This window comes from Corynebacterium sp. MSK150, assembly GCF_030229215.1.
Lineage (GTDB): Bacteria > Actinomycetota > Actinomycetes > Mycobacteriales > Mycobacteriaceae > Corynebacterium.
The window spans coordinates 32,861-59,238 of sequence record NZ_JASPHM010000007.1; the positions used below are offsets into that span (position 1 = coordinate 32,861).

A 26,378-nucleotide genomic window follows, 5' to 3' on the forward strand; every position below is an offset into this window, starting at 1 on the left:
AGCATATGCTCGCGAAGGCTCTACTGCTTCCAGCTAATGCCTCAACAGGAAGGTCTTACTGGTTGATGCGCCATGGGACGCTGTTCTTCGGCAGCATGCCGTGGGTGTAGAGGTAGTCAATGGTGGACAGGATGCCCAGCACCGTGCCGCCGCCTACGAGCGCAGCCAGGAAGGAGAATCCTGCGACGGAAGACATGTCTGCGTCCTTGCCGTCCTTACCGTTGATGCCATCGCGGCCGTCACGTCCGTCGCGACCGTCTCGGCCATCGCGACCATCCTGGCCATCTTCGCCGTCGCGGCCGTCCTTACCGTCTTGGCCATCTTCGCCGTCGCGGCCGTCACGACCATCGCGTCCATCGCGGCCGTTCTCGCCATCCTTACCGTCACGACCGTCACGGCCATCGCGACCGTCGCGGCCATCTTGGCCATCCTTACCGTCTACGCCATCCTGGCCGTCCTTACCGTCCTGGCCGTCTTTGCCCGGAACAACCGCAGCTTCGGTAGTGGAAGGTTCGGTGGATTCCTCAGAGGTCGACTCTTCAGCGGAAGTTTCTTCTGCGGAGGTCGGCTCTTCGGTGGCCGTTTCTTCTGCGGAGGTCTCCTCGGTGGAAGTCTCTTCTGCGGAGGTCTCTTCTGCGGACTCAGACGGGGTGCTCTCCTCAGAGGTAGCATCCTCAGAAGCCGGAGCCTCGGAAGTGGTTTCCTCGGAGGAAGGCTCCTCAGAAGGGTTGTCCTCAGCAGGCTGGTCCTTGGTCTTCTTACCGTTGAGCATATCGGAGCACAGCTGGCCGGCTGGGGCGTTCACGGCCGCGAGATCGGAAGCTGCGGTAGAGATGTTTTTCAGGGAGTCTTCGATGCTCTTCTGCTGGTCCTTGCTCAGCTTCAAGTCGCCAGCAACGCCGGCACCAGGAACCAGGCCGGCGATGGTAACGGCTGCATTGAAGAGCTTCAGGATTACCGTGGTGCCCTTGCCAAAGACACCGTCTGCGAACTTGAGCAGGCCGGAAACGGTCTTCTTAGCGCCTTCCGGGTTGTTCATATCAACGTCGGCATCGGCGTTATCGATACGGCCGATGGCCATGCCCTGGGCACGGGAGAGATCCCAAGTCACGGTCTTGTCCTTCTCGCCTTCCTTGACCAGCTTGGCAATGCCGTCCCAGGTCTTGCCGGAAATCTTGTCAATGAAATCGGCCGGAACCAAGTCACCGACAACCGGGATGATCTCCCAGACGGTCTTGAGGATCTTTTCGCCGCCATCGTAGAAGGCCTTAGCCAGCGCAAGCTTGAGGTCAAGCATGTTGCCTTCCTTGTCAGGGGCATCAGTTACCTCACAGACGAGCTTGTCTTTCTTCTCATCCTTGACCACCTTGACGTTGACGTCGCCGTTGGAGGCCTCGGTCTGTGCAAGTTCCTCGAGGGTGGTCGGCTTTGCAGACTCCTCAGAAGCCGGAGCTTCGGCGGTCTCCTCCGCGCCGTCTACGGCGTACGGGGTGATGGACTCGGCAGCGTCTTCTTCCGCATCGAGTTCTTCCATCGCCTTATCGCCGGCGTTGTTTTCCTCCAGCAGGTTGCCGTCTTCATCGAATTCGATGCCGTTGAGGCTTACGGTATCGTCGGTGGTCTTTTCCTCGACGAAGGTGGTGTCGTCGGCGGCGACGGCGGTAGGTACGACGGTAATGGAAGAGAAGGTGGCTACGGCCACTGCGCTGGCAATAAGGCGAGAAGTTCGGCGTGCGCCCATGGATTAACTCCCTGTAGATGTGGTTATAAATGAAATTGCGCTCGCCGCGTGTGGATGGTGCTAGGTCACGGCGTTCGCATGGACGGGAAATACCCTACAGCGCACTGAGAGTATTTTCTACTTAGATTTTAAGGTTGACTTAGCAACAATACCGCTGGATACAGCACCTAACCCGCTGAACAGGCATAACAGAAATGGTATGGAACGGCCGTTAACCTAAAATTTCCCTAGATACTTCCCCGAATTGGGGCACCCTAGTGCAGAAAACTTCAACGGCCACCGAGAGAGGGAATCTCGGTGGCCGTGAACATCCCCTTGCGTGAAACAAGGAAGTCTATGTGATTTATGCAGTTGTAGCCCGGCGGGCCGCCTCACGCTTAGCGCGGACCTTTTCCACCACTGCAGCAACGCGGGCGCGCTCTTCTAAGAACTGCGGTGGGTTATGCCCGCGCATCGTGCGGACATAGGCCGGGTGGGTATCCAGCACCGTGTGCTTCCATGCTTGGACCGCAATGAGTGCGGACTCGCCGGTGCGCTTGTACAAGTGCGGCAGCGAGACCATATCGAGGTTGCGGGCCACGGCGTCGGTTTGCGCGAGCACGTACTCGACTACCTCGCGGAGGTAATCCGCCACGGCCCGGGTGCGAGAGCGCAGGGACTCGGCCAGCTCGTGCACCACGATGGGCTTGGAGATGGGGAATCGCTCATCCAATAGGCGCGGGGTAAGTTGTTCCGGTTCTTCCACGTCATTCACGCCGGAAGAAGCGGCGGAAATCGTACCGGAGCGCACACCGGAAACCAGGGCTTGGCGCAGGCCCATCAGCTCGCCTACACAACGGCCAGAGTCAACGCGGGCGTCTTCGACGATATCGCCCAGCTCAGCTAGGCAATCCATGCACAGCTCTTCGTCCCAATCCTCGATGGCTTCAATGAGGTGCTCGAGATATTCTGCGACTTCGTCGCCGATATTGTAAATCTCTTGCGTAAGCTCGCGGTGGCGCAGCTCGGCGGCGATTTTATGCATAGGCTTCGAGCCACTCCTTCCACGGTCCCATTTCTAACCTCTAGTAGAGGTTGAGGTTTGCTGTAACGCCTCACGACTTTATGCGAGATCCGCCGCCGCGAGCGCGCGACACTCCGAAGCCATTCACAGGTTTACGGCAGGTTCGCCCGCACTGAAGCAAAGATGGTGGGGTGAGCTGCAGAAGGGGGCGTCGGCAAGCAGGGCAAAAAGAAACACCCGAGGGAATTCCCTCGGGTGTACCCGTCGCGCAGCCTAGCGCTTGTACAGGTGCTCGATGGCCGCAGCATAGCGCTGCGCTACCACGTTGCGCTTAACCTTCATGGTGGGGGTCAGCTCATTTTCTTCCTCGGTAAGGTCAGATTCGAGGATGTAGAACTTCTTGATGCCCTCCGCATGGGAGACGGTGGCGTTGACCTGGTTGATGGCATCCTGCAGCTCCGCGCGCAGGGTCGGATCGGTAGCCAGCTCGCGCATGGAGCGATTCTCCGGAATGTTGTGGTCCAGCTTCCAGCGCTTCAAAATGTCCGGATCCAGGGTCAGCAGCACGCCAACGAAGGGCTTGCCATCGCCTACCACCATGGCCTGGGAGATAAGCGGGTGCCCGCGCAAGATATCCTCCATCGGGCCGGGCGAGACATTCTTGCCGCCGGCCGTGACAATGAGGTCCTTCTTGCGGCCGGTAATAACGAGCTTGCCGTCCTCATCAATCTCGCCCAAGTCGCCGGTGTTGTACCAGCCATCCTCTAAGGCCTCGGCCGTGGCTTCCGGATTATTCCAGTAACCGTGGAAGACGATATCGCCCTTGATGCAGATCTCGCCTTCATCGTTGATGCGGAAGGTCACGCCCCCCATCGGCGGGCCTACGGTGCCGATGGACTGATCCACAAAGTCCACCGCGGCCGCGGCGGCGACCTCGGTCAAGCCATAGCCCTCATAGACCGGGATGCCAATGCCGCGGTACCAGTGCAGCAGGTCATGGCCCATGGCCGAGCCACCGGTAATGCAGTAGTTCACGTTGCCGCCCACGCCCTTGCGGATGGTGGAGTACACCAGCTTGTCAAAGACCTTGTGCTTGGCCTTCAGCAGGCGGTCCGGGCCCTCCGGCTTATCCAAAGCCTTGGAGTACTCGATGGCTACCTTCTCGGACTGCTCAAAAAGCAGGGTCTTAATACCGGAATCGGCCGCCTTAGCGGCAGCAGAGTTGCGCACCTTCTCAAAGACACGCGGCACGCCCAAAATGACATTCGGGCGGGAGCGGGCGAACTCGATGGAGATGGTGGAAAAGTCCGACCAGTGATTCTGGGAGGCGCCGCGCATGGCCACCGCAATGGATACCGCGCGGGCAAAGACGTGGGCCAGCGGCAGGAAGGTCAGGGTGTGGCTGCCCGGCACTGCGAAGATGCCAATCGGGTTGGTGCATAGGCCGCGGGTTTGGGCTAGCCAATTGCGGTGGGTAAGTATGCAGCCCTTGGGTCGTCCGGTTGTGCCGGAAGTATAAACCAAAGAAGCCAGGTCATCGGTGGAGGTGGCCTTGATGCGGGCGTATACCTCGTCGGCGGTCACGCCGCGGCCCTCGAACTTCAAGGTATCGATGGCAGAGGAGTTAATTTCCAGCACGCGGCGCAGCTGCGATGGGGAGCCCTTAAGGTTCGGCTCGCCGTCTTCTTGCAGCACCAGGTTTTCGACCAGCTCGGAGTGCTCGCGGGTTTCCGTGATGGCGAGCACTGCGCCGGAGTCCTCAATGATCCAACGCACCTGGGAGGCGGACGAGGACGGGTAGACCGGCACGGAGGCGGCACCGGCGGCCCAGATGGCGAAGTCCAGCAGGGACCACTCATAGCGGGTGGCAGAGATGAGGGCGACGCGATCCCCCTGCTGCACGCCTAGGGCGATAAGTCCCTGGGCTACTTCAAAGACCTCATCGATGAATTCTTTACCCGTGACGTTGACCCACTCGTAGTTAGCCGGGCGGGTAAACATGACGCCGTGAGGGCGCTTCTTCGCGGTGTCCATCAGGGCGGTCAGGCAGGTTTCGCCCGGCTCGATAGTAAATTGCGCCGGGGTATGCACTTCTTGCAGGGTCACGCGGTGTCCTTTCGAACAGCTAATTATTAATCTCCGCCTACTGTACCAATCAGTTCCCCAGCAGGCGCGTTGTCCCCGTGGCACAATGTGGCCTGTGACTACCCGCGACTTGCTTGAAGAACTCGCTCAGCGCCACGGCGTGGCCACCAGCTATACCTCCCAGTCTGGTTTCCCCGTCCACGTCGCTGAAGACACTATTGCCTATACCCTGCGCGCCTTGGGCGTGGCCATCGATGATAATCCGGACGATGCGGCACTGACGCAGCTGCTTTACGACGACTACCTGGACCGCTCCTCCCAACCCCTCCCCCACTGCGTTGTCGCGCCGCAGGGCCAAGAGCGCGGGTTCGTAGTCCACGTGCACGCGGGCGATGCCGCCAACGTACACATTGAGCTGGAAGAAGGCGGCACCCGCGAGGTCTACCAAGACCCCAATGACGCCCCGGATGCTGACGTTGATGGCACCCTGTGGGGCGAGGCGAGCTTCCACATCCCCGGCGATCTGCCCATGGGGTACCACGAATTGGTATTGGAGTCTGGGGGTGCCGGCAAGCATGTCTGCCCGCTGATTATCACCCCGGCGCGCCTTTCCACGGCCGATGAGTTTGTGGAGCGCCCCATTAGCGGCGTGATGGCGCAACTGTATTCGGTGCGCTCGGAGTCCTCCTGGGGTATCGGCGATTTCCAGGATCTGGGGAAGTTGGCCGAGACGCTGGCCCCGCACGCGGATTTCTTGCTGGTCAACCCGCTGCATGCGGCCGAGCCGCTACCACCGGTGGAGGACTCGCCGTACCTGCCCACCACGCGGCGCTTTATCAATCCGCTCTACCTGCACATCGAATCCATCCCGGAGCTTAAGCTCCTGCCGGAGGACCTGCAGGATGATGTGCGCGAGCTGGCCGAGGAGTTTCGCCAGCGCAATCGCAGCACCGAGGAGATTGACCGCGACACCATTTTTGAGGCCAAGCTGCAGGTGCTGCGCGAGCTCTTTAACTACCAGCCCTCCCCGGAGCGCGAAGAGGCCTTCGTGCGCTACGCCCGCGAGGAGGGCCGTGGCCTGCGCGATTTTGCGTATTGGTGCGCGCAGCAAGACGCCGCGGCGCAGTCGGGCCAGCGCCATGCCGAAGGCCTGGACATGGACACGCTCACGCGCTTTTATTCCTGGCTGCAGTTCCTGTGCGATGAGCAGCTGGCCGCCGCGCAGCAGCGCGCACTCGATGCCGGCATGCGCCTGGGCTTGGTGACTGACCTTGCCGTGGGTGTGCACCCGGGCGGCGCCGATGCGGTCAACCTCACCGAATACTTGGCGCCGCAATGTTCGGTAGGTGCCCCGCCGGATGACTATAACCAGCAGGGCCAGGATTGGTCGCAGCCGCCGTGGCACCCGCAGCGCCTGGCCGCCGCGGGATATGCCCCGTGGCGCGAGATGCTCTCCACCGTGCTGCGCCACGCCGGCGGGGTGCGCGTGGACCACATCTTGGGCCTTTTCCGCCTGTATTGGATCCCGCGCATGGCCAGCCCACTGACGGGCACCTATGTCTCCTATGACTTTGAAGCCATGGTGGGCATCTTGGCTTTGGAGGCGCAGCGCGCCGGTGCGGTGGTCATCGGTGAAGACCTCGGCACCGTCGAGCCGTGGGTACAAGACGTGCTCGCACAGAAGGCGGTGCTGGGTACCTCCATCGTGTGGTTTGAACGCGACGATGATGACTACTCCCCGCTGCCGCAGGACAAGTACCGCCAGCTGGCGCTGTCCTCGGTCAATACGCACGATCTGCCGCCTACCTTGGCGTACCTGCGCGGCGATCATATTTCGCTCCGCGCGCGCTTAGGCGTGCTGACCCGTTCGGTGGAGGACGAGCAGCGCGATGACATCGAGTGGCAGGCCCGCGTATTGGGCGCGGTGGCGGACCGGGGCCTCTTGCCGCAGCGCGATTACCTCGTAGATCCGGCCGAGCGTGCCTCCCGCGGCGCGGAGGAAGACATCTCTGTGGCGCTGCACCGCTATATTGCGGGCACGCCTTCAGCACTTGCCTGCACCAGCTTGGTGGACATGGTGGGTGATGTGCGCGCGCAAAATCAGCCGGGCACCACGCACGAGCTTTATCCCAATTGGTGCGTGCCGCTGTGCGACACCGACGGCACTGCCCTGCTTATCGAGGATCTTCCTGGGTTGGAATTCTTCCAGCGCTTAGCAGCCACCAGTCGAAAGGGCTAGCGCTAGGCACGAGCCTCCGCGGGCGGTGGGGCGCGCCTAGGTCCACAGGCCGATGAGGGCAACAACGATGACCAGCGCGATCATCGTCCACAGTGTGAGGGAGACGCGGGATTTGGGCAGGGCGCGCTTGCGCTTTGCCGGCTGGGCGCCGGGCGTGGTTGCCGGGGCGGAAGGCTGGCCGGCACGCTTGGCTTCGGGGTCCCAAAGGCCCTCGCGGGGGTTGGCGCGCAGCTCGGCGCGCTCCTGCCGCGCGCGCTCGTTATTTTCCTCAGCCATGATGGTCTACCTTAGTGCTGCGGCTGCGCTGCTGGGAAATCACTCCGGCGGCCCGATTGGCCACGCGGTCGACCGCCCACATCAGGCACCACGCTATAACCACCATGAGTGGTACGGCGATGGCCACCACGATGACCATTTGAATCCACACGGGCGCCTGCACCAACAATTGCGATAGCGTGCTGCCCAAGCTCGTCAACCACTCCATGGCTACTTATCCTACTTGCTCGCGGTAACCTGGCTGTCATGTCGAGCGCCCAGATTCCCGTTACCGTCGCCACCGCTTCCGGCCGGATCACCGGCGTGCGCCGCGATGGCCTGCACTATTTCCACTCGGTGCGCTATAGCACCATCCCCAGCCCCTACTCGCCTGCCGAGCCGCTCGAAGGCACCCGTGACCAGGATGCCCGCGAGCCGCACCCGGCAGATATTGCGCTGAGCATTACCGCGCCTGCCGACGCCGCCGAGTGCCCCGTCGTGGTCTATATTCACGGCGGCCGCTTTGAACATGGCTCGCACGAGGATCCACGGCTAACGGGAACGAAGAATGCCCGCCACGGGGTAATCCAGGTCAACGTGGGTTACCGGGTGGGCTTGGCCGGCTTTGCGCGCTTCGACGGCGACGAGGCGGACCGCTACCGCGGCATCGATGATTGCCTCTTGGCCTTGGAGTGGCTCCAGGACAATATCGAAGCCTTTGGCGGCGATAAGACCAATATCACCTTGGTGGGCCAATCCGCCGGGGCGGCGATAAGCCTGTGGCTGGCGCGCCGCGATCATTTCCTGGGTGGGTTCCGCCGCGTGCTGGCGCTCTCGCCGGCATTCCCGCGCGACCGTTTTGAGCACCGCGTCACCGACCTGCGCCGGGCCCTGGGCGTGCCGGTCACGCGCCAGGCCCTGGAAAAGATGGACCCGGAATCGCTGGCCAAGGGCTATGCCAAATTCCGCAAGAAGCACCGCTTCGACGTCGCCTTGGGCCCCGCACCACTGCGCGCCGAAGAATTGGCCAATATTCCCATCGTGGTGACCTCCACCCGCGATGAGTTCTACACCATGCCCGCGGCCCAGCGCATAGACAAAATGGCATTGGCCGGATTCATTACCAGCTACCTCTCGCCCAAGTTCGGGATGCCACACGATCGTTTCAAACAGTGGCGGCAACTGGCGCACTACGTCGATCCGCAGCGGCCGATGGGCCGCCTCATCGGTGATGCCGCCGTGCGCCGCTGGACCGCCCAGGTAGCCGAGGAGACCCCAGGCCCCACGTGGATGATGGAATTTACCCGCTCTGATTCGCCCGCGGTGCACTGCGCCGAGTTAGACCCGCTCTTTGGCGGCAGCGGAGGCGAGGAGGTTAACAACGCTCCCGCCGGCGAGCTCAACGAGTGGCTGCGCCACTATGCCACCACAGGCGAGCCCGGATTCCCCCACTACGGCGATGACCACCAGGTGCTGGAATTTGACCTGGATACGGGCGAGCGCCGCCTAGCCTATGCCACCTTGGATTATGTGGCCGCGGCCTTCTATAACGACGACGAGCTTGGGGTGTAGCGGGCGCCGAAATTACAACGCGGCGCGCAGCGTGCTGTCCGCGAGCTCGTCAATCATCCACGGGCTAAAGACACCGGGCATAGCATCGGCGGCGGCAAAGAGGTTTTCTGGCCCAACCCATTGGAAAGAATCGACCTCGTCGGGATTGGGCTCCCAGGCGGCGTCGGCAGCAAGCTCGACGGTATATACCGGGCAGATCTCATTTTCTACCGTGCCCGAGGAATCCACCGCGCGATAAGAAAAGTCCGGCAGGATAAGCCGCGGGGCGGATAGATCCGCCGGCGCAATGCCCAGCTCAAAGGAAGCGCGACGCAGCACCGCATCCGCGGTCTCCTCGCCGGGTGCGGGGTGGCCGCAAAAAGCATTGGTCCACACGCCGGGCCAAGTGCGCTTGCTCAGCGCACGGCGAGTGACTAACACCTTGCCGCCGCAGGTCAGCCAGGCAGAGAAGGCAAAGTGCAGCGGAGTATCGGTGGTATGAACTTCGGCCTTGGGAGCGGTGCCGATGGGCTCACCCGCGGCAGAGGCCAAGACTACAAGTTCCGTCATAGATTAAGGTCTCCTACCCAGGTCACGTTGCCAATGTGCAAACGCGCATTCCACAGGTTGCCAGGCGTCACGTCAAAGCGGTACTGCAGGTTGACCGAAGCGCCCGCGCCCAGCGGATGATCGAGTCCCGGGGGTTCTACGCCCGGGGCGGACTCCTTGTCATAGGGCAAGGAATTGATCTTGGCCCAGCCGCCATTGCCATCGGCACGCTCCAGGGTGGGGTCATCGAAGGCGTCGACAGGCAGGGGCACGTCGTTGTCATTCTTGAGCAGGATGGTCACCACGGTGCCACCGGAGTTGCTATCGGTATACACGCCCTGCAACTCCCAGCTCACACCAAGGCCCTTATCCTCCACCGGCTCGGCCAGGTTGGAGGTAACTTCCTTATCGTCAGTGTCCTTGGCCTCGTACGGGGCCTCTTCGGAGCTGGAGACGGTGATATGGTCCCCCAGCCCGGTTTCTTCCGGCTGGAGAACGCTACATCCGGTCAGGGTCACGGCGAGTACGCTGACTACGCCCGCGCCGAGTGTGTGGGAAATTTTCACCGTGGATGGATCCTTTGCACGCGAAGATTGTTGTATTTCTGCACAAGTACCTTAGCCTAAACCTCCCTGAACTTAAGTATTTACGCTCGTAAACGCCGCATGTGGCATACTGGGCAGTCGCTTAAATCTCTCCGTCTTCTTCCCTAATTCCGCGCACTAACCGCCGTTTCGAAGTGAGTGTGGTCTACTTATGAATTCCATTTTGCGCATTACCCGCAGTGCCTCCGCCCTGTGGCCCTTTTACCTAGGCGTGCTGCTGACCGCCACGATAACGGCGGTCGTTGCACTGGTCTCTCCGTTTTTGACGCGCGAAGCCACCGATACCATCGTGGACGCCCTGCAGGACGACGCCCCACTGAGCGATGCACTGCGCACGGTGCTGTTGCTGGCAGTAGCGCTCTTTCTTGCCGACGCCGCCAATGCCCTCTTCCGCAATATCGGCGGCTACATCGGCGATGTCATGGTCTCGCGCCTGCGCGAGATTTTGTCCACGCGTTACTTTGCGAAGCTGCTGGCCCTCCCGCAGGGCTATTACGATAACCAGGTCACCGGCACGATCATCGCCCGGCTGGATCGCTCGATTGCCAATATCACGCAGTTCGTGCAGTCCTTTGCCAATAACTTCTTCACGATGATCATCCAGACCCTCGCGGTGCTGGCCATTACCGCGTGGTATTACTGGCCGCTGGCTATCCTGCTCGCGCTGCTCTTTCCGGTCTATATGTGGCTTACCGCGCTGACTTCGAAGCGCTGGCAGAAGTTTGAGGCGGTCAAAAACGAGAATATTGACGTCGCCAACGGCCGCTTCGCCGAGGTCATCGGCCAGGTCAAGGTGGCTAAGTCCTTCGTGAGCGAAACCCGCGAGCTCTCCCACTTTGCACAGCGCTACCACACCGTGGTCGATACCACCAAGCCGCAGTCACGCTGGTGGCACATGATGGATACCTTCCGCGGCCTAGCCATGGCGGTTATCTTCCTCGGCATTTACGGCGTAATCTTCTGGCGCACGCTCGAGGGGCATTTCTCCTTGGGCGATATGGTCATGTTGCTGCAAATGGTCTCCAGTGCGAAGCAGCCGGTTTTCATGATGAGCTGGATTGTCGATACCGCCCAGCGCGCCATCGCCGGTTCCAAGGACTACTTCAAGGTCATGGAAGAAGAACTCGAGCCTACCGCACCGCGCGAGCTGGTTGCCGCCACCACCGGTTCACATACCCCGCAGCTCGACCTCACCCCGGTACGCCCGCTGGAGCCCACACCCGGCGCGCCGGTCTTCTCCTTTGACCATGTCTCCTTCGCCTACGAGGAAGGCAAGCCCGTGGTGGAGGATATTTCCTTCGCCGCCTCTGAGGGCCACAAGGTCGCACTCGTGGGCGAATCCGGCGGCGGCAAGTCCACGTTGGTCAACCTCCTGCTAGGCCTTTACCATCCCTCGGCCGGGCACCTCGATGTGCTGGGGCACCGAGTAGACGATCTCACCGCCTCTCGCCTGCGCGCCTCGGTGGGCGTGGTCTTCCAGGAGTCCTACCTCTTTTCTGGCACCATTCGCGAGAACATCGCTTATGGCAAGCCGGGTGCCACGGAGGAGGAAATCGTGGACGTCGCCAAGCGGGCCAATGCCCATGAGTTCATCCAAGCCTTCCCGGACGGCTATGACACGGTCATTGGTGAGCGCGGTCTGAAGCTTTCCGGCGGGCAGAAGCAGCGCGTCTCCGTGGCGCGCGCCATGCTCAAAGACGCGCCCATCCTGGTGCTGGATGAGGCCACCTCGGCGCTGGATACCAAGTCCGAGCGCGCTGTGCAGGCCGGCCTGGATGAGCTGATGAAGGACCGCACCACGCTGATTATTGCCCACCGCCTGTCCACCATTGCGGATGTGGATACCATCATCACCCTGGATCGCGGCCGCATTGATGAGATGGGCTCGCCGGCCGAGCTGGCGCAATCCGGTGGTATTTATGCCGAGTTGCTCAAGCTCACCCAATCCACCTCAGCCGCGGACCGCCGCCGGTTGAAGAAGTATGGCTTTGTCTCCGGCCCTACTGCCGAACCCGAAGACGAGGAGGAGGACTCCCGGTGGGCCGACAAGGAAGATGAATAAAAGCGCATAAAAGCGCTGGGGTGGCCGCGGGCTTCGCGTTATGGTTATGGCCATGGAGTTTCCTAGCCTAGAAGAGTTGCAAGCCCGCGGAACCCGCAAGTGGACCGTCTTCGAGGAAGACGTCCTGCCACTGTGGATCGCGGAGTCCGATTTCCCCACCGCGCCTGCCGTAAAGAAGGCGCTGGAAGACATGGTGGATAAGGAAACCTTCGGCTATACCCCAGCACCCAAGGCCTCGGGGCTGCGCGAAGCAGTGGCCGATTTCTATGACACACGCTACGGCTGGCGCCCCAACTCCGACTATATTTTCTGGATCGGCGATGTAGTGCGCGGCCTATTGCTCGGCGTGCAGTACTTCACCCGTGAGGACTCCCCCGTGGTCGTGCCGGTTCCTTCCTACCCACCGCTTTTGGAGCTGCCACACACCGCGGGCCGTGAGAAGATCGAGACCAGCTTGGAGCTCGACGATATTGAGCGCGCCTTCCAGGCGGGCGCGGGCTCTATTTTGTTGGCCAATCCCTATAATCCGCTCGGACGGGTGTTGGACGAGGACTACCTCACCGAGCTAGTGAAGCTGGCTGAAAAGTATGACGCGCGCATCCTCGCCGATGAAATCCACGCCCCACTGGTCTATGAGGGCCGGCATATCCCGGTAGCCTCGCTCGGCGCCTCGGCCGCGGAGCGCACCATCACGGTCACCGCTACGTCTAAGGCCTTTAATACCGCCGGCCTCAAGTGCGCCCAGATTATTTTCTCCAACACGGCCGATGTTCGCACCTGGAATGGCCTTTCTGGCGTGGCCAAGGATGGCACGGGCACCTTGGGTGTGTTGGCCGCGGAGACCGCCTACCGCGAGTGCGGCGATTTCCTCGATGAAGAGGTGGCCTACCTGCGCGAAACCCGCGATTGGTTGGTGGAGGAGCTACCTCAGCGCATCCCCGGCTTAAAGACCAGCAAGCCGGACGCCACCTACCTGCTGTGGTTGGATTTTGCCGATACCGCTATCGGCGGCAACCCGCAGCCGGCCAAGTGGTTGCGGGAGAATGCGAAGGTAGCGCTTAATGAGGGCGATACCTTTGGCACCGGCGGCCCGGGCCATGCGCGGTTGAATTTCTCTACCTCACGCGAGATCTTAGAAGAGGCACTCGACCGCATGGAGCGTGCCTTCGCGGCTCTCGATTAATCTGGCGCGGCTGGGGCAACCATGTAGCCTGCATCACCCCCACACTTTGATTTCTCACCATGTGGGCAGTAATGTCTCATTACACGAACAGGCGCGACCCGCCACCTCGGACCGCGAGGACGATCCCCACCCCGCCACCACCCCTCGGCGGAACGGGAGCCTCATCGCATACTAGCTGTACATGGAAAATTAAGGAGCCACCATGGCTACCCCAGTTGCGTCACGCACCTCTAAGCCCGGCGCCACCATCGTAATTGCGTCGTTGATGCTGTTTTCGATGTTCTTCGGCGCCGGCAACCTTATCTTCCCACCCATGGTGGGCGTTTCGGCCGGCACCAATTTTTGGCCCGCTGTCCTCGGCTTCCTCGCCGCCGGCGTGCTCCTTCCGGTCCTAGCCATTGTCGCCGTCTCCATTTCTGGCCGCTCCGTGCGCGACCTGAGCTCCAACGGCGGCGCACTTTTCGGCCTCGTTTTTTCTGTGATGGCCTACCTTGCCATCGGCGCCTTTTACGCCCTGCCGCGCACCGGCGCCGTTTCTATGGAAACCGCCATCACCCCACTGCTGGGCTGGGAAGGAACCATGGCCAATGGCATCTTCAATGTGGTCTTTTTCCTCATCGCCCTAGCGCTGTCCTGGAAGCCGAATTCCATTATCGATACCTTGGGTAAATTCCTCACCCCGGCTTTGGTAGCGCTGTTGGTTATCCTCATTGCCTTGGCAGCTTTCAACAATCCCCGCGATCCCCAGGCCCCTACCACGGACTATGCTTCTTCCCCCATGGTCACCGGCCTTTTTGAGGGCTATAACACCATGGATGCCATTGCGGGCTTGGCCTTTTCCATCGTGATTGTTGGCTCTTTGCGCTCCAAGGGGTTTAAGACCAAAAAGTCCTTGGTTAACGGCACTATCACCGCCGCGCTCATTGCGGGCTTTTTGCTGGGCGCAATCTACCTGGGCTTGGCCTGGGTGGGCCAAACTATCCCTAACGGCCAGTCCTATGAGTCGGGAGCGCCCCTGCTTGCCGACGCCGCCAATCTCACCATGGGCACCATCGGCCAGGCCGTCTTTTCTGCCATCGTCATCCTGGCCTGCATGACCACCGCGGTGGGCCTTATCACCTCCACGTCGGCCTTCTTTGAGATGCTCATGCCCAAGGTCAAGTACCACGTGTGGGCGTGCCTGTTTACCGCACTGTCCATCCTCTTTGCCTTCCAGGGCCTGGATACGGTGCTGTCTATCGCGGTTCCGTTCATCACCTTCTTGTACCCACCGGCCATCTCCCTTATCGCTCTCACCCTGATCCAGCCGATGGTGAAAAAGTCCGTCGTCTTCTACTGGACCTACCGCCTGGCGTTGTGGGTATCGGTGCTGTGGTCGGCCCTGTCCGTCATCGCCGCCCAGGGCTGGGGCGCCGACGCACTCGATCCCCTCTTGAGCCTGGCGCCCGGCCAGTCCGTGGACTTGGGCTGGATTGTTCCTACCGCTATCGCGGCAGTCATCGGCCTCGTTGTCGATATCGCCACCAAGGCCGGCGAGAAGCACGCCGCCGCCAACCCACAAGCGGAAGAACCGGCCGAGGCTGAGGCCCTCGCTGAGGCTTAGTACCCTTCTCCTGTTTCACTCCGCTCCACTCCCCTCCCTCTCCGCACTGCATCGCAGCGCCGAGGTGGAGGGGAGTTTTCTGTGCGTCTCTAGCTCCCCACGCAACCTTGCTGGATCGCCCCCGACAGGAATAGTCGGGCGGCGCGTACCGTTGGAAGGAGAGAACTTATAGAGCATCTACCGAAGCAAAGGAAGGCCCTCCACCGTGACCAAACGCGCGCATCTTTCCGTCTTGGACTTCTGCACCATCTATGAGGGCGAAACCCCAGCACAGTCCATCGCCCGCTCCGTGCAATTGGCACAGGAAGCAGAGAAACTGGGCTACTCCCGCATGTGGTACACCGAGCACCACAATATGAAGTCCATCATGTCCTCTTCCCCGGCCGTGCTCATCGCCCACATCGGTGCGAAGACCGAGCGCATCCGCTTGGGCTCCGGCGGCGTGATGCTGCCCAACCACTCCCCTTATGTCATCGCCGAGCAATTCGGCACCTTGGAGGAGATGTACCCCGAGCGCATTGACTTGGGCGTGGGCCGCGCCCCCGGTACGGACATGAATACCCTGGGCCGCGCGCTGCGCCGTGACGCCCACTCTGCCGAGCGCTTCCCCGAGGACGTCAAGGAGCTCAACTCCTACCTCGAGGGCAAGTCCTATATCCCGGGAGTCAGCGCCATTCCAGGCGCGAATACCAACGTGCCTATCTATATTTTGGGCTCGTCCATGTTCGGCGCCTCGCTGGCCGCCAAGCTCGGCCTGCCTTATGCCTTTGCCTCTCACTTTGCCCCGCAGCACCTCGAGCAGGCCACCACCTACTACCGCGAGCACTTCCAGCCTTCCGAGCGCTTTAGCAGGCCCTATGTCATCGCCGGCGTCAACGTCACCGCCGCCGATACCACCCAAGAGGCACAGGAAGAATACGAGCGCGTGTGCTTCAACCGCGTCAAGGCCTTCGCCGGCCGCGGCAAGCACCTCACTGATGAGCAGGTAGAGCAGATCATCGGCTCCTACCAAGGCCAGCAGATCCTAGACATGCTGAAGTACTCCGCCGTCGGCACCGCCGATGAGGTGGCCACCTACCTCGATACCTTCCAAGAGCACGCCAAAGCCGATGAGCTCATGGTCTCGCTGCAGTCCAGCTCGCACGAGGAAGTAATCAAGAATATGCAGCTGCTCGCGCAGGGCTGGCAGCTCGATCCGGCACGCGTTGCCGGCACCCCGAGCTAGTCTTCGGCCCGCACCTGGCCCAGGTGGTCAATGGGAACGCCGGGAAACCGATCCCGGAGCTTCCCCTCAAGTTCCCGCGGGCCCAGGTTCGCCTGCTCCGGCAGGCGGGCCGAATACCGTTGGACCTCGTCCAAGGTAGAAACGCGCACCCCGCCTGGAATCAGGGCGAGGAAATTCTGATCCAACCCGAGCGAATAGAACTGCACGCGCTCTAGCTCAGAGGCGGCGAAACTGGTCCGTTGGTGGGGCAAGGAAATCTCCTCGCCGATCCGCAGCACCGGACGCGCCCGGCGCCGTACGGAGGCCACCACCGCCAGCATGGCGCACAGCGCCCCGCCTAGGGGCATGAGCGCGGCAATGAGATAAACGGAGTGCAGGCGCGTATCGGCCGGTTCCTGCAACGCCGAGTAGATAAGCACCCCACCGATTACTAGCAGCGCGACGGCAATGATGACCGCCACCGCTACCGCCTTGCCCAGGCGCGCGCTGCCGCTGGCCGCGCGTACTTCAATCGTTTCGGTGCTCTCGTCCACGGACATTTAGCCTAGCGTGCTTGCCTAGCATCTCGGTGCTGGTCGGACGGCGCGTGGCCTTTTCCTTTGCCTTCCCCTTGGCCGGGCGGGGAGCACATGCTCGGTAGCTTTGTTGCATTAGCGCGCCTTTGCAAAATGGAATAACATTACTGTGTTTCGCTCCGCTGGGAAAGGCCCCGGAGAAACTAAGGACAAAGGTTGAATGAGCCCACGCGATAAACAGCAGCATAAGAAGATCGCTGATTACCTGCGAGAGCAGATAAGCTCCGGCGTGCTGCAACCAGGCGATTTCCTGCCTAGTGAAGCAGATTTGTGCGAGAAGTTTTCTTCCTCCCGCGGCCCCGTGCGCCAAGCCGTTGCGGCTTTGCGGGCCAAAGGGCTAGTGTCCTCAGGCCGCGGGCGCCGCTCTACCGTTTTGACCTCCACCCAGGCAGAGCTTTTTGAATCGATTTACTCCATTTCCAGCTGGCTGAGCGAATATGACGTAGATCCACAGCAGCACACCCTGTGGTTAGCTCGCCGCCGCGCGCCGCGGGACATCACCCGCTTTCTGCGCGTAGACCCAGAACAAAATGTCGTCTTTGTCCACCGCGTGCGCTATACCGAAGACCACCCCATTGCCATCGAGCGCATGTATTTCCCCATGGTGGTGGGAAAGCACATCCTAGACTTCGATGCGGATGCCGGATCCATTCATGCGCACCTGCGCGATTGCGGCGTGGACTTTGATAATGTGCGCCGCGAACTCACGTTGGAAGAAGCCAATGCCGAGGACGCTGAAGCGCTTGGCGTGGCTACGGGTACCCCGCTGTGGCGGCTGCAGATGGAGATTTCCAACCACTCCGGCGAACCGGTGGAATTGGCGGTCTACCTCTACCGAGCGGACCGCATGAAGCTGGCGATGAATAGCGTGCGCGGGGGCGTATCCCCCCTAGAAGTTATCCCCACTCCGGGCAATTTTGCATAAGTTTCACGGCAGCTATATCCACCGGCTACCCTGCTTTCTATGAGAAGATTTCGTGCCGGTAGGGCACTGGGCAGCCTTGCCATGGCGGCCGCTGTAGGAACTGTATCAGCGTGCTCGGCAGGTCATACCGCGGTGGTTGATACCTCCCAAGCAGCTAGCGACTCCGCTTCTACTTCCCTTACCGTAGCCTCCACCTCGGCGGCCACCTCGCTGGATTTCACCACTACCGGTGGTGCCGCCATCCCCGCCGTACTCATGGACAATGTCTACGAAACTCTCGTGCGCATCGATGAAGACGGCTCCATTACCCCAGGACTTGCCACCTCGTGGGATATCAGCGACGATGCCCGCACCTATACTTTCCACCTGCGCGACGGCGTCACCTTTTCCAATGGCGATGCCTTTAACGCTGAGACCGCCGCCTTTTCCATTAACTACGTGCGCGAGAAGTGGACCAACGGCATCGCCGCGGCCATGGATCCGGTAGACAAGGTCACCGCAGCCGAAGAGCACACGCTTCAGGTGCGCCTCAAGCAGCCGTCGAATGGCTGGCTGTGGTCCATGGGAACAGCCACCGGCGCGATGATGACGCCACACGGCATGGATAACCTCGCCGCCCAACCGGTGGGAACCGGCCCCTATGAGGTTTCCCGCTTTGCGCCCTCGGAATTCGTAGAACTGCACGTTCGCGACGGACATTGGGGAAAGCCCGCCGCACAGGATGTCACGGTACGCTATTTCCCGGATACCATCTCCTCGGTCAATGCGTTGCAGGCCGGCGGCGTAGACGTGGTCTGGGGCGTGCAGAACCCGGAGCTTCTTGATGACGTCAAAGAGGGCATCGCTACCGAGGTCGGCACCACCAATGGTGAGGTGCTGTTGTCCATGAATAATGCCCGCGCGCCTTTCGACGATCGACGGGTGCGCCAGGCCGTGGCCTATGCCGTGGACCGCACGGCGGCCAATGACATTTTGTGGAATGGGATGGCCAAGGACACCGGCGGCGCCCCCATCCCGCCTACGGATCCGTGGTTCGAGGACAAGCACTACTACGACTACGACCCAGATAAGGCCCGCCAGCTACTCACGGAGGCCGGCGCGGAAGGCGCCGAAATTACGCTGACTACGCCGACGCTACCCTACGCCCAGACCGTCGCCGAGCTGCTGTACTCGCAGCTTACTGAGGTTGGTTTTAAGGTGACGCTGGAATCCGCCGAATTCCCGGCCGTGTGGTTGGGCCAGGTCATGGGCGCCAAGGACTATCAGATGTCGCTCATCTCCCACGTGGAGCCGCGCGATGTGCCCACCTTGTTCGGCGATCCGGACTATTACCTCAACTACGATTCCCCGCGCACCCGCGAGCTTTTGGCCCAAGCCGATTCCGCCCCAGAGAAGGACTACCCCAAGCTCATGGCAAAGGCCGTGGATCAGATCATGGCGGATGCTGGCGCGCTGACGCTAATGAATATGCCCAATATCGTGCTCACCCGCGCCGGCGTGCGCGGATTGCATCCGGATCAAGTCACCGACGCGCTCATCCTGCGCGACCTGACCTCTGCCGCCGCGGACGCGGACGCTAAAAACACCGCCTCAGAAAACACCGAAAAGGAGGCCCAATGAGTTCCCTTCGCACCACGGGGCGCGCCATCGTGCGCCCGCTGCTGCGCTTCGCGTTGACGCTCTTTGTAGCCTCCATCATCATTTTCGCTCTCATGCGCGCGGTGCCGGGCAACCCGGCGCGGGTGGCGCTGGGGGTCAATGCGACCGAAGAGGCCGTCGGCAAGCTGAGCTCCGAGCTGGGACTGGACCGCCCGCTGCTTACGCAGTATTGGGAGTGGGTAAAGGGCCTATTTACCGGCAATTTTGGGCAGTCTTTGTCCTCGCAGCAAGATATTACGCCGCTGGTGCTAGACCGCGCCCAAGTCACGCTCATCCTCATTGGCCTGGCGATGCTGCTGGCACTGGCCGGGGCTATCCCGGTGGGTATGTGGCTGGCGCTGCGCAACCGTACCCGCGGCGCGGATGTGGTGTCGGCGGGCACGCAGCTGGGCATTGCGGTGCCAAGCTTCCTCCTCGGCATCATTCTGGTGGCAATCTTTGCCGTCCATCTGGGCTGGCTGCCGGCCAATGGGTGGGTACCGCCGAACCAGGGCGCGGGCGAGTTTATCCGCCACCTTATTTTGCCGGTCATTGCGCTGGCCGTGGTGCAAGGTGCGATGCTCACGCGCTATGTGCGCTCGGCGGTGCTTGATGTGCTGCATCAGGACTATATCCGCACCGCTCGTGCGCTCGGCCAGTCCCCGTGGGAGGCGCTCAAGCGCCATGGCCTGCGCAATGCGGCGCTACCAGTGCTTACCGTGGCGGGCGTGCAGCTGACCACGATGGTCGTGGGTGCCGTGGTGATCGAATCCGTCTTTGTCATCCCCGGTATTGGTTCCATGCTGTTGGATGCGGTATCGGTGCGCGATCTGACCACGGTGCAAACCCTGGTCATGCTGCTCGTTGCCTTCGCCTTGGTGGTCAATGCCTTAACGGATGTGGCCTACCGATTCATCGATCCGCGTATCACGGCAGGTGAGAAATAATGAAGCTGCGTTTTTCTGGCTGGCTGGGTGCTTTCCTCGTTGCCGCCACGGTGCTGGTGGCGCTACTTTCGCTGGTGTGGACGCCGTATGACCCGACGCTGGCGCACCCGGATGTGCGCCTTGCCGGCCCCAGCGCCGAGCATCTCCTGGGCACGGACCGCTTTGGGCGCGATACCGCCTCCCGCATCATGGCGGGCGCCCAGATTACGGTCTTCGTGGGGCTCATTGCGGTGGGCATCGCCGCCGTTGTCGGCGTGCCCCTAGGCATCCTCGCTGGCATGCGCCGCGGCAGGTGGGCCGATGCGCTGGTGATGCGCGGCGCGGATTTGCTGCTGGCCTTCCCCGCTCTGTTGTTGGCGATTATTGCCGGCGCGGTGTGGGGCCCTTCGACGCTGACGGCCATGGTTGCCATCGGCATCGCCGGCATTCCCTCCTTTGCCCGCGTGGCGCGTTCGGGCACGCTGCAGGTTATCACGCAGGACTTCATTTCCTCCGCACGCATTTCTGCCGTGCCGGGATGGAAGGTGGCGCTGCGCCATATCCTGCCTAATATTGCGGGCCTGCTCATCGTGCAGGCCTCCGTCTATTTCGCCCTCGCCATCCTGGCCGAGGCCGGCCTGTCCTACCTCGGCTTGGGCACCGCTCCACCGGCGGCCTCGTGGGGCCGGATGCTGCAAGATTCCCAGTCGCTGCTGGGCACCGCTCCCCTGCAGGCCTTCTGGCCGGGGCTGGCCATTGCTGCGACGGTGCTGGGCTTTAACCTGCTTGGCGACGCCCTCCGTGACCTCCTCGATCCCCGCCTGAAAGGATCCGCGCGATGAGCCTGCTCCACGTAGATAACCTGACGGTCACCGCCACCGGGTCCACCACTGCCCTGCTAGGCCCCATCAACGTCGAGCTCGCAGCCGGCGAGAAGCTCGGCATCATTGGTGAATCCGGCTCCGGCAAGTCCCTCACGGCGCTATCCATCATGGGTCTCCTGCCCGATGGGGTGCGCGCGAGCGGCTCCGTCACCGTGGATGGCCACGAGGTAGTCGGCGCACGCGATGCCCGCATCCGCCCCCTGCGCGGGAAGACCATGGCCATGGTCTTCCAAGAACCGATGAGCGCGTTGGATCCGCTTATGCGCGTGGGCAAGCAGCTGGCTCAAGCCGGGGTGCGCGATGCCGCAACCGCTCTCGAAGAGGTGGAGCTTGATGCCGACATTGCCTCCCGATTCCCACATCAGCTCTCCGGCGGCCAGCGCCAGCGCGTGCTCATTGCCATGGCCATGGCCGGCCACCCCGATCTGCTCATCTGCGATGAACCAACCACCGCGTTGGATGCCACCACGCAAGATGGCGTGCTGCGCGTCATCGAGCGCGTAACCAAGGCCCGCGGCACCGCTCTAATCTTTATCACCCATGACCTGGGCGTTATCCGCCGTATGTGCCCCAACGTCCTAGTTATGCACCAGGGCGCGGTGGTGGAATCCGGCCCCACCGAGCGCGTGCTTGCCCAACCCGAGCATCCCTATACCCGCACGCTCATCGCCTCCTCGCGGCCGCCGGAACTTAGCCTTTCTCCGGCCACGGCGGAAGATGCGTTGGTGACGCTACGCGGGGTCAGCAAGGTCCACGGCGCACATGCGGCGCTCGATGGCATCGACCTGCGTGTGCACCACGGCGAGCGCCTCGGCATCGTGGGCGGCTCCGGCTCGGGCAAGACCAGCCTGCTCAAGCTCATCGCCGGGCTCGACCAGCCTACGAGCGGTGACATCGACGTCCACGGCCGCGTGCAAATGGTCTTCCAAGACCCGCAGGGCTCGCTCAACCCGCGCCTGAAAATCTGGAAATCCATCGCAGAGGCCATCCCCGGCAACCTCGGCAAGGCCGACAAGCGCGCTCGCGCCGCGGCCGCGCTTGAGGAGGTCGGGCTGCCAGCCGAGAGCCTCGACCGCTTCCCGCACGAGTTCTCCGGCGGCCAGCGCCAACGCATTTCCATCGCCCGCGCACTGTGCGGGGAGCCGGATATCTTGCTGGCCGATGAAGCCGTCTCTGCTCTCGATATGTCGGTTCGCGCCCAGGTGCTGGAGTTATTAGCGGGGGTCATCGCCAAGCGCAAGCTCACCCTGCTCTTTGTCACCCACGATCTAGCCGTGGTGCGCCACCTGTGCGATAGCGTTGCGGTCCTTGACCGCGGCCGGCTCATCGAGCACGGAGCGACCGACTCCATATGGTCCTCGCCCAGCACGGACTACACGCGCCGGCTCATCGCGGCCGCCGACATGTAAAGCGGGTGGCTTCGGGCGTAAGGTAGTCGGGTCAGATAACTCCGCCGAGAAAGGATCCTGCTGCTCCGTGGCCACCCAGCTTGACTATCCCATCCCGCAGCGCCCCAGCACCACCCAGCTTCTCACCGCGTTTAATAGCGCCTCTGTGCGCTGGCCGGGTGCCCTGCGCGCGGGCTTGGCGATTCTCATTCCCGGCGCCATCGCGCTGCTGACCGGCCACGACTACGCCATCCTGCTCATTTCCACCGGCGCGTTCACCGTCATCTTTGGCGAGGGCCACCCTTATCGCACCCGCCCGCGCGTCATGCTCACCGCCGGCACCGCACTCATTACCGTTGCGGCCGTGGGCGTGTTGGTAGGCCACCTCATCTTTGCGCCTGGCCACGGCCATTGGTGGCTGTTGCTGGCGGGCCTGTACACCACAGTTTTGGCCGCCGTGTGCGGCTTTGCCCAAAATGCCCTGCGCTTGCCGCCGCCGGGCACCTTCTTCTTGGTCATGGTCGGCGGCGGTTCGGTGATGCTTGCGCGCACCGATGTCACCGTGGGCCAGCTGCTCTTTTGGGCGCTGACCGGCATGGTAGCCAGCGTCGTGCTCGGCATGGCGCCGGCTCTTATTGACGCCCACGGTCCCGAGCGCCGCGCGGTCGCCGCACTGGAAAAGGCCGCGACCGCATTCCAGGATGACCGCGACGATTCCTTGGCCCGCCACCACCAGGCGCAGACCGCACTCTTTGCTGCCTGGCAGGCGCTTTCCGACGCCCGCATTATCCGCGGCGGCCGCATCATCGACCCCCAGGGCGCCCACCTAGTAGAGCGCACCCTCGCAGCCCAGCACACCATCGTGGCGCATAACCGCGCCTTGGATTTGGGCGCCGACTCGGATCAGCTCACCGATAATGTCACCGACGTCGATCCGGATCGCACCGCCATCCCACACACCCGCCCCACCGGCCGCTACCGCTTGTATCGCGCCGCGGTCCGGGATTCGCACGCCATGGTCACGACACAAAAGGTGGTCCTTTCCGCGGTCATTACCGTGCTCGTAGGCCTTACCCTCGGCTTTGACCGCCCGGACTGGGGCGTGGTCTCTGCCTTCCTCATGCTGCAATGGGGACCCGATCATGTGCCGGGCACCGTCCGCGGCATCCACCGTATGCTCGGCTCTGTCGTCGGAGTGCTGCTGTTTTCTATCCTCCATTACTTTGGCATTCAAGGGTGGACGCTCCTGCTTGCGCTGGCCGCGTGCCAATTCTGCGCCGAAATCTTCGTGGCCAAGAACTACGCCATCTGCGTTATCTTCTCCACCCCGCTCGCCCTCCTCATGGGCAATTCCGCCACCCGTCCCCTGTGGCCCACCATCCAGGCTCGCTGCGGCGAGATCGTCCTATCCATCCTCATCGCCACCGCGGTGCTGTGGCTGTGGCAGCGCAGCGCCCCCGTGCGCAATCAGGCCCGCCTGCAGGTCCGCGCGATGGAGTCCATGGCCACCCTGCTCGGCTTGCTCTTTGTCAATACCCCAGATGCCGTACTGTCCGCGCGCCGCGACCTGCAATACGAGCTGCTCTCGGAGCGCCGCGCCATCCAGTCCCTCGCCGTGGATAACCCCGATACCGTGCACCAATTCTGGGCACGGCACATTGCCGTACAACACGCCGGTTACTTCCTGCTAGATTTCTGCACCACCCACCCAGACCGCACGGCCACCCGCGCCGAGCTCGATTCCCTGGTGCACGAAGTCCGTGCGGCCCGCGCCGCCTAAAACAGCGGATACTCCTCCATCACCTCGTAGCGTGGGCCACCGCCGCGGCCCTCGCCGAGGTGGGATTGCATCAAGCACAGGCGGTCGGCGCGAAATTCCGGTCCCCGATACACCGATAGCGCGCGCACATAGTCCGCCAACGCCCACGGTTCACGGGTCCGCCGGCCGGCACGCGCGACGGTGAGGTGGGGGCGGTGGTGGTTAAAGGGGACGTCGGCAAGCTGGCACTCCGCCATCAACTCCCGCACACCGCGCGCTTGCCCGCCGACGCCCACCCACAGCGTGCGCTGCTCAAAGCTGCCCGCCCCGCTCAAGTGCACATCCAACGCCGCACGCCCAGCCACCGCGTGGGCTAGGTGCTCGCGCACCGCCGCGGCATCATTGGGCTGCTCGCCATAAAACGCCATGGTCACATGCCAATTATCCGGATCCGTCCAGCGCAGCTCATTAGTAGTTGCCGCGTGGATGGGCCGCAGCGTATGCACCAAATGCTCGCGCGCGGCGACCGAGGGCAATAGCGCAGCAAAGACGCGGATCATGGCCTAGCTGGCATAGACATTGAGGCGCAGTTCCGCGTCCAGCACGTGTTCTTCCTCGCGCTCAAAGACGGCGAAGGCATGCAAAATATCCGCAACAGCGGTGGAATTATCATCAAATTCAGCCATGCGATTACTTCTTTCAAACCACAAAGGAAGCACAAGAATCACGCTCGATTCTTCTGCCTCCACATAGTAGCTGACAATGATGTAATTATCCGCCCTTGACCACCGTAACCTGCCAACCAGCATCGCCCGAACGATGGAAATCACGAATCTTGTGGCCCTCATCGGCCGCCCACTGCGGAATGGACTCGGTGGCCTGGGTGCAGTCAAAGTCAATAACCAGCGCCTCGCCCGGCTCCAGCTCCGCCATGACCTGCTTGGCCTCAATCAGCGGGAACGGGCACACCGCGCCAAGGGTATCGAGCGCGTAGCGCCCGCTGCCCAGCGCGCGGGCCTTGTCCTTGGCCTGCGGCTTGGTCTTGAGCGCTACCGCCCCGGTGGCAGTGGCAAAGCTCGGCAGCACCTTATCCTCGGCGGAAACCACCGAGTTATCCACGGATTCCTCGGTGGAGTAGGTCTGCGGCTGCTGCGGCTCACTCTTGGGTTTCAGCCACAGGCGCGCGCCCGCACCTACGCCCAGGGCCATAAAGAACAGCGCTACCCAGCCCTGGAAGCTAAACAGGGAGGTCTCCACCATGCCATTGCCCACGGTGCAACCGCCGGCCAGCGACGCACCCACGCCCATCATGATGCCGCCCCAAATAGCGCGGGTCGCAGTCTGCGCATCGGGAACGCGCACGCGGAACTCACCTGCGGTCTTTGCAGCGATAAACGCGCCCACCAATAGGCCGATGACCAACAGGGTGCCCCAGTTCATGCGCGCGGAATCACCGGTGGCGGTCCAGCGAACGATGTCCGCGGTCGGCGTGGTGATGCCGAGGCCGCCGTTGCGGCCAGCGTTGGCCGAAAGCACAAAGCCCACCGTGCCGATGATGCTAACGAGCACGGCCGCGATGTTCATGTTCAGCGGCTTGGCGTACCACGGCTGGCCCAAATCCACCTTCGGGCGGCCGGCGTCCTTGGCGCGGTAGTGGCGCCACAGCAGGAAGGTCACGACCCACAGGACCGCCACTAGGATCCACGGCGAGATGTGCAGCGCGCCGTGGATGGTGGTGACCGGGAGGCTCCACTGCTTGAACCAGTCATTGGCACCGGACAGCGGGCCTGACTTCATGGCCGCGGCCGAAAGCCCATAAAACAGCAGCGCAATCCACGAACCGACCAGGCCCTCGGCCGAGCGGTACCACGTGCCGGAGGCGCAACCGCCGGACAAGATGATACCGAGACCGAAGATGAAGCCGCCCACGATGACGGCTACCGGCTTGAAATCGCTAATCTCCGGCGAAAGCACGCCCGTGCCGGTCAATAGTGTCAGGCCAAAGGCGTGCACCGAAATCAAAATGAGCAGGGCGGTAAAGCCGCGCCACGTTTTATTGAGGAAAATATCGCGCAGCATGCCGGTTACGCAGAAGCGCCCGCGCTGCAGCACGGCACCGAAGACGATGCCGGTGAGAAGTCCGGTAATAATCACTATTTCTCCTTGTATCGAGTTAAGGGCT

General features: G+C 62.3%; 23 protein-coding genes. 12 read left to right on the top strand and 11 right to left on the bottom strand.

All coding sequences use genetic code 11. The annotated features are described in order from the left end of the window. Nucleotides 1-55: 55 nt before the first annotated feature. The 3 genes from QP941_RS05805 to QP941_RS05815 form a co-directional block, all read right to left on the bottom strand. Nucleotides 56-1,741, bottom strand: a complete 1,686-nt coding sequence (locus QP941_RS05805) for a hypothetical protein (protein WP_284868334.1) — start codon at nucleotides 1,739-1,741, stop codon at nucleotides 56-58. Nucleotides 1,742-2,084: 343 nt separating this feature from the next. Beyond that, nucleotides 2,085-2,765, bottom strand: coding sequence for a hypothetical protein (locus QP941_RS05810; protein ID WP_284868335.1), 681 nt, complete (start codon nucleotides 2,763-2,765; stop codon nucleotides 2,085-2,087). A 252-nt stretch (nucleotides 2,766-3,017) separates the two neighbouring features. Then, nucleotides 3,018-4,850, bottom strand: a complete 1,833-nt coding sequence (locus QP941_RS05815) for an AMP-dependent synthetase/ligase (protein WP_284868337.1) — start codon at nucleotides 4,848-4,850, stop codon at nucleotides 3,018-3,020. A gap of 94 nt (nucleotides 4,851-4,944) precedes the next feature. Between QP941_RS05815 and malQ the strand changes: the two genes are divergently transcribed. Continuing rightward, complete coding sequence (malQ, locus tag QP941_RS05820) at nucleotides 4,945-7,068, top strand: 4-alpha-glucanotransferase (RefSeq protein WP_284868338.1); 2,124 nt, start codon at nucleotides 4,945-4,947, stop codon at nucleotides 7,066-7,068. A 36-nt stretch (nucleotides 7,069-7,104) separates the two neighbouring features. Here the strand turns inward: malQ and QP941_RS05825 are convergent, their stop codons facing one another. Together QP941_RS05825 and QP941_RS05830 are read right to left on the bottom strand one after the other, a co-directional pair. After that, nucleotides 7,105-7,344 (bottom strand): hypothetical protein, encoded by a 240-nt coding sequence (locus tag QP941_RS05825; RefSeq protein ID WP_284815879.1) that lies wholly within the window; start codon nucleotides 7,342-7,344, stop codon nucleotides 7,105-7,107. Further along, on the bottom strand, nucleotides 7,337-7,552 hold the full coding sequence (locus tag QP941_RS05830) for a hypothetical protein (protein ID WP_005324176.1): 216 nt from the start codon (nucleotides 7,550-7,552) through the stop codon (nucleotides 7,337-7,339). Before QP941_RS05830 ends, QP941_RS05825 begins: the two co-directional genes overlap by 8 nt. A 38-nt stretch (nucleotides 7,553-7,590) precedes the next feature. Between QP941_RS05830 and QP941_RS05835 the strand changes: the two genes are divergently transcribed. Further along, nucleotides 7,591-8,895, top strand: a complete 1,305-nt coding sequence (locus tag QP941_RS05835) for a carboxylesterase family protein (protein ID WP_284868340.1) — start codon at nucleotides 7,591-7,593, stop codon at nucleotides 8,893-8,895. A gap of 12 nt (nucleotides 8,896-8,907) precedes the next feature. Here the strand turns inward: QP941_RS05835 and idi are convergent, their stop codons facing one another. Beyond that, nucleotides 8,908-9,444, bottom strand: coding sequence for an isopentenyl-diphosphate Delta-isomerase (gene idi, locus QP941_RS05840; RefSeq protein WP_284868342.1), 537 nt, complete (start codon nucleotides 9,442-9,444; stop codon nucleotides 8,908-8,910). Beyond that, nucleotides 9,441-9,989: a hypothetical protein gene (locus QP941_RS05845; RefSeq protein ID WP_284868343.1), complete on the bottom strand. Its 549-nt coding sequence runs from the start codon at nucleotides 9,987-9,989 to the stop codon at nucleotides 9,441-9,443. Before QP941_RS05845 ends, idi begins: the two co-directional genes overlap by 4 nt. Before the next feature lie 190 nt (nucleotides 9,990-10,179). Between QP941_RS05845 and QP941_RS05850 the strand changes: the two genes are divergently transcribed. The 4 genes from QP941_RS05850 (at nucleotide 10,180) to QP941_RS05865 (ending at nucleotide 16,101) form a co-directional block, all read left to right on the top strand. Then, the gene (locus tag QP941_RS05850) at nucleotides 10,180-12,090 is read left to right on the top strand and encodes an ABC transporter ATP-binding protein (RefSeq protein ID WP_284868344.1); all 1,911 of its coding nucleotides are present in this window, start codon (nucleotides 10,180-10,182) and stop codon (nucleotides 12,088-12,090) included. 52 nt (nucleotides 12,091-12,142) lie between these two features. Then, entirely contained in the window at nucleotides 12,143-13,273 is a 1,131-nt protein-coding gene (locus QP941_RS05855) for a MalY/PatB family protein (RefSeq protein ID WP_284868345.1), read from the top strand. A gap of 202 nt (nucleotides 13,274-13,475) precedes the next feature. Beyond that, nucleotides 13,476-14,876, top strand: a complete 1,401-nt coding sequence (brnQ, locus tag QP941_RS05860) for a branched-chain amino acid transport system II carrier protein (RefSeq protein WP_284868346.1) — start codon at nucleotides 13,476-13,478, stop codon at nucleotides 14,874-14,876. Between the two features lie 205 nt (nucleotides 14,877-15,081). Beyond that, nucleotides 15,082-16,101: an LLM class flavin-dependent oxidoreductase gene (locus QP941_RS05865; RefSeq protein WP_284868347.1), complete on the top strand. Its 1,020-nt coding sequence runs from the start codon at nucleotides 15,082-15,084 to the stop codon at nucleotides 16,099-16,101. Here the strand turns inward: QP941_RS05865 and QP941_RS05870 are convergent. Continuing rightward, a complete protein-coding gene (locus tag QP941_RS05870) occupies nucleotides 16,098-16,640 on the bottom strand; it encodes a hypothetical protein (protein WP_284815868.1) in 543 nt (180 codons plus the stop codon). The two genes, QP941_RS05865 and QP941_RS05870, sit on opposite strands and share 4 nt — an antisense overlap. 196 nt (nucleotides 16,641-16,836) lie before the next feature. Here QP941_RS05870 and QP941_RS05875 point away from each other — a divergent pair, with 196 nt between their 5' ends. The 6 genes from QP941_RS05875 (at nucleotide 16,837) to QP941_RS05900 (ending at nucleotide 24,217) form a co-directional block, all read left to right on the top strand. After that, nucleotides 16,837-17,601, top strand: a complete 765-nt coding sequence (locus QP941_RS05875; RefSeq protein WP_284815867.1) for a GntR family transcriptional regulator — start codon at nucleotides 16,837-16,839, stop codon at nucleotides 17,599-17,601. A gap of 39 nt (nucleotides 17,602-17,640) precedes the next feature. Next, nucleotides 17,641-19,221 carry an ABC transporter substrate-binding protein gene (locus QP941_RS05880; RefSeq protein ID WP_284868348.1) on the top strand — a complete coding sequence of 527 codons (1,581 nt, stop codon included), beginning with the start codon at nucleotides 17,641-17,643 and terminating at the stop codon, nucleotides 19,219-19,221. After that, nucleotides 19,218-20,186 carry an ABC transporter permease gene (locus QP941_RS05885; protein WP_284820604.1) on the top strand — a complete coding sequence of 323 codons (969 nt, stop codon included), beginning with the start codon at nucleotides 19,218-19,220 and terminating at the stop codon, nucleotides 20,184-20,186. The genes QP941_RS05880 and QP941_RS05885 overlap by 4 nt, the downstream gene beginning before the upstream one ends. After that, the gene (locus tag QP941_RS05890) at nucleotides 20,186-21,007 is read left to right on the top strand and encodes an ABC transporter permease (protein ID WP_284868349.1); all 822 of its coding nucleotides are present in this window, start codon (nucleotides 20,186-20,188) and stop codon (nucleotides 21,005-21,007) included. Before QP941_RS05885 ends, QP941_RS05890 begins: the two co-directional genes overlap by 1 nt. Next, a complete protein-coding gene (locus QP941_RS05895) occupies nucleotides 21,004-22,458 on the top strand; it encodes an ATP-binding cassette domain-containing protein (RefSeq protein ID WP_284868351.1) in 1,455 nt (484 codons plus the stop codon). Before QP941_RS05890 ends, QP941_RS05895 begins: the two co-directional genes overlap by 4 nt. A gap of 67 nt (nucleotides 22,459-22,525) precedes the next feature. Next, nucleotides 22,526-24,217, top strand: coding sequence for an FUSC family protein (locus QP941_RS05900; protein ID WP_284868352.1), 1,692 nt, complete (start codon nucleotides 22,526-22,528; stop codon nucleotides 24,215-24,217). On the opposite strand, the gene thpR is transcribed toward QP941_RS05900, so the two are convergent. The 3 genes from thpR to QP941_RS05915 all read right to left on the bottom strand — a co-directional run bounded on the left by thpR (nucleotide 24,214) and on the right by QP941_RS05915 (nucleotide 26,350). Beyond that, nucleotides 24,214-24,756 (bottom strand): RNA 2',3'-cyclic phosphodiesterase, encoded by a 543-nt coding sequence (gene thpR, locus QP941_RS05905; protein ID WP_284815857.1) that lies wholly within the window; start codon nucleotides 24,754-24,756, stop codon nucleotides 24,214-24,216. The two genes, QP941_RS05900 and thpR, sit on opposite strands and share 4 nt — an antisense overlap. Before the next feature lie 3 nt (nucleotides 24,757-24,759). Continuing rightward, nucleotides 24,760-24,882, bottom strand: coding sequence for a hypothetical protein (locus QP941_RS05910; RefSeq protein ID WP_275435452.1), 123 nt, complete (start codon nucleotides 24,880-24,882; stop codon nucleotides 24,760-24,762). A gap of 85 nt (nucleotides 24,883-24,967) precedes the next feature. Then, entirely contained in the window at nucleotides 24,968-26,350 is a 1,383-nt protein-coding gene (locus QP941_RS05915; RefSeq protein ID WP_284815854.1) for a YeeE/YedE thiosulfate transporter family protein, read from the bottom strand. Nucleotides 26,351-26,378 lie beyond the last annotated feature (28 nt).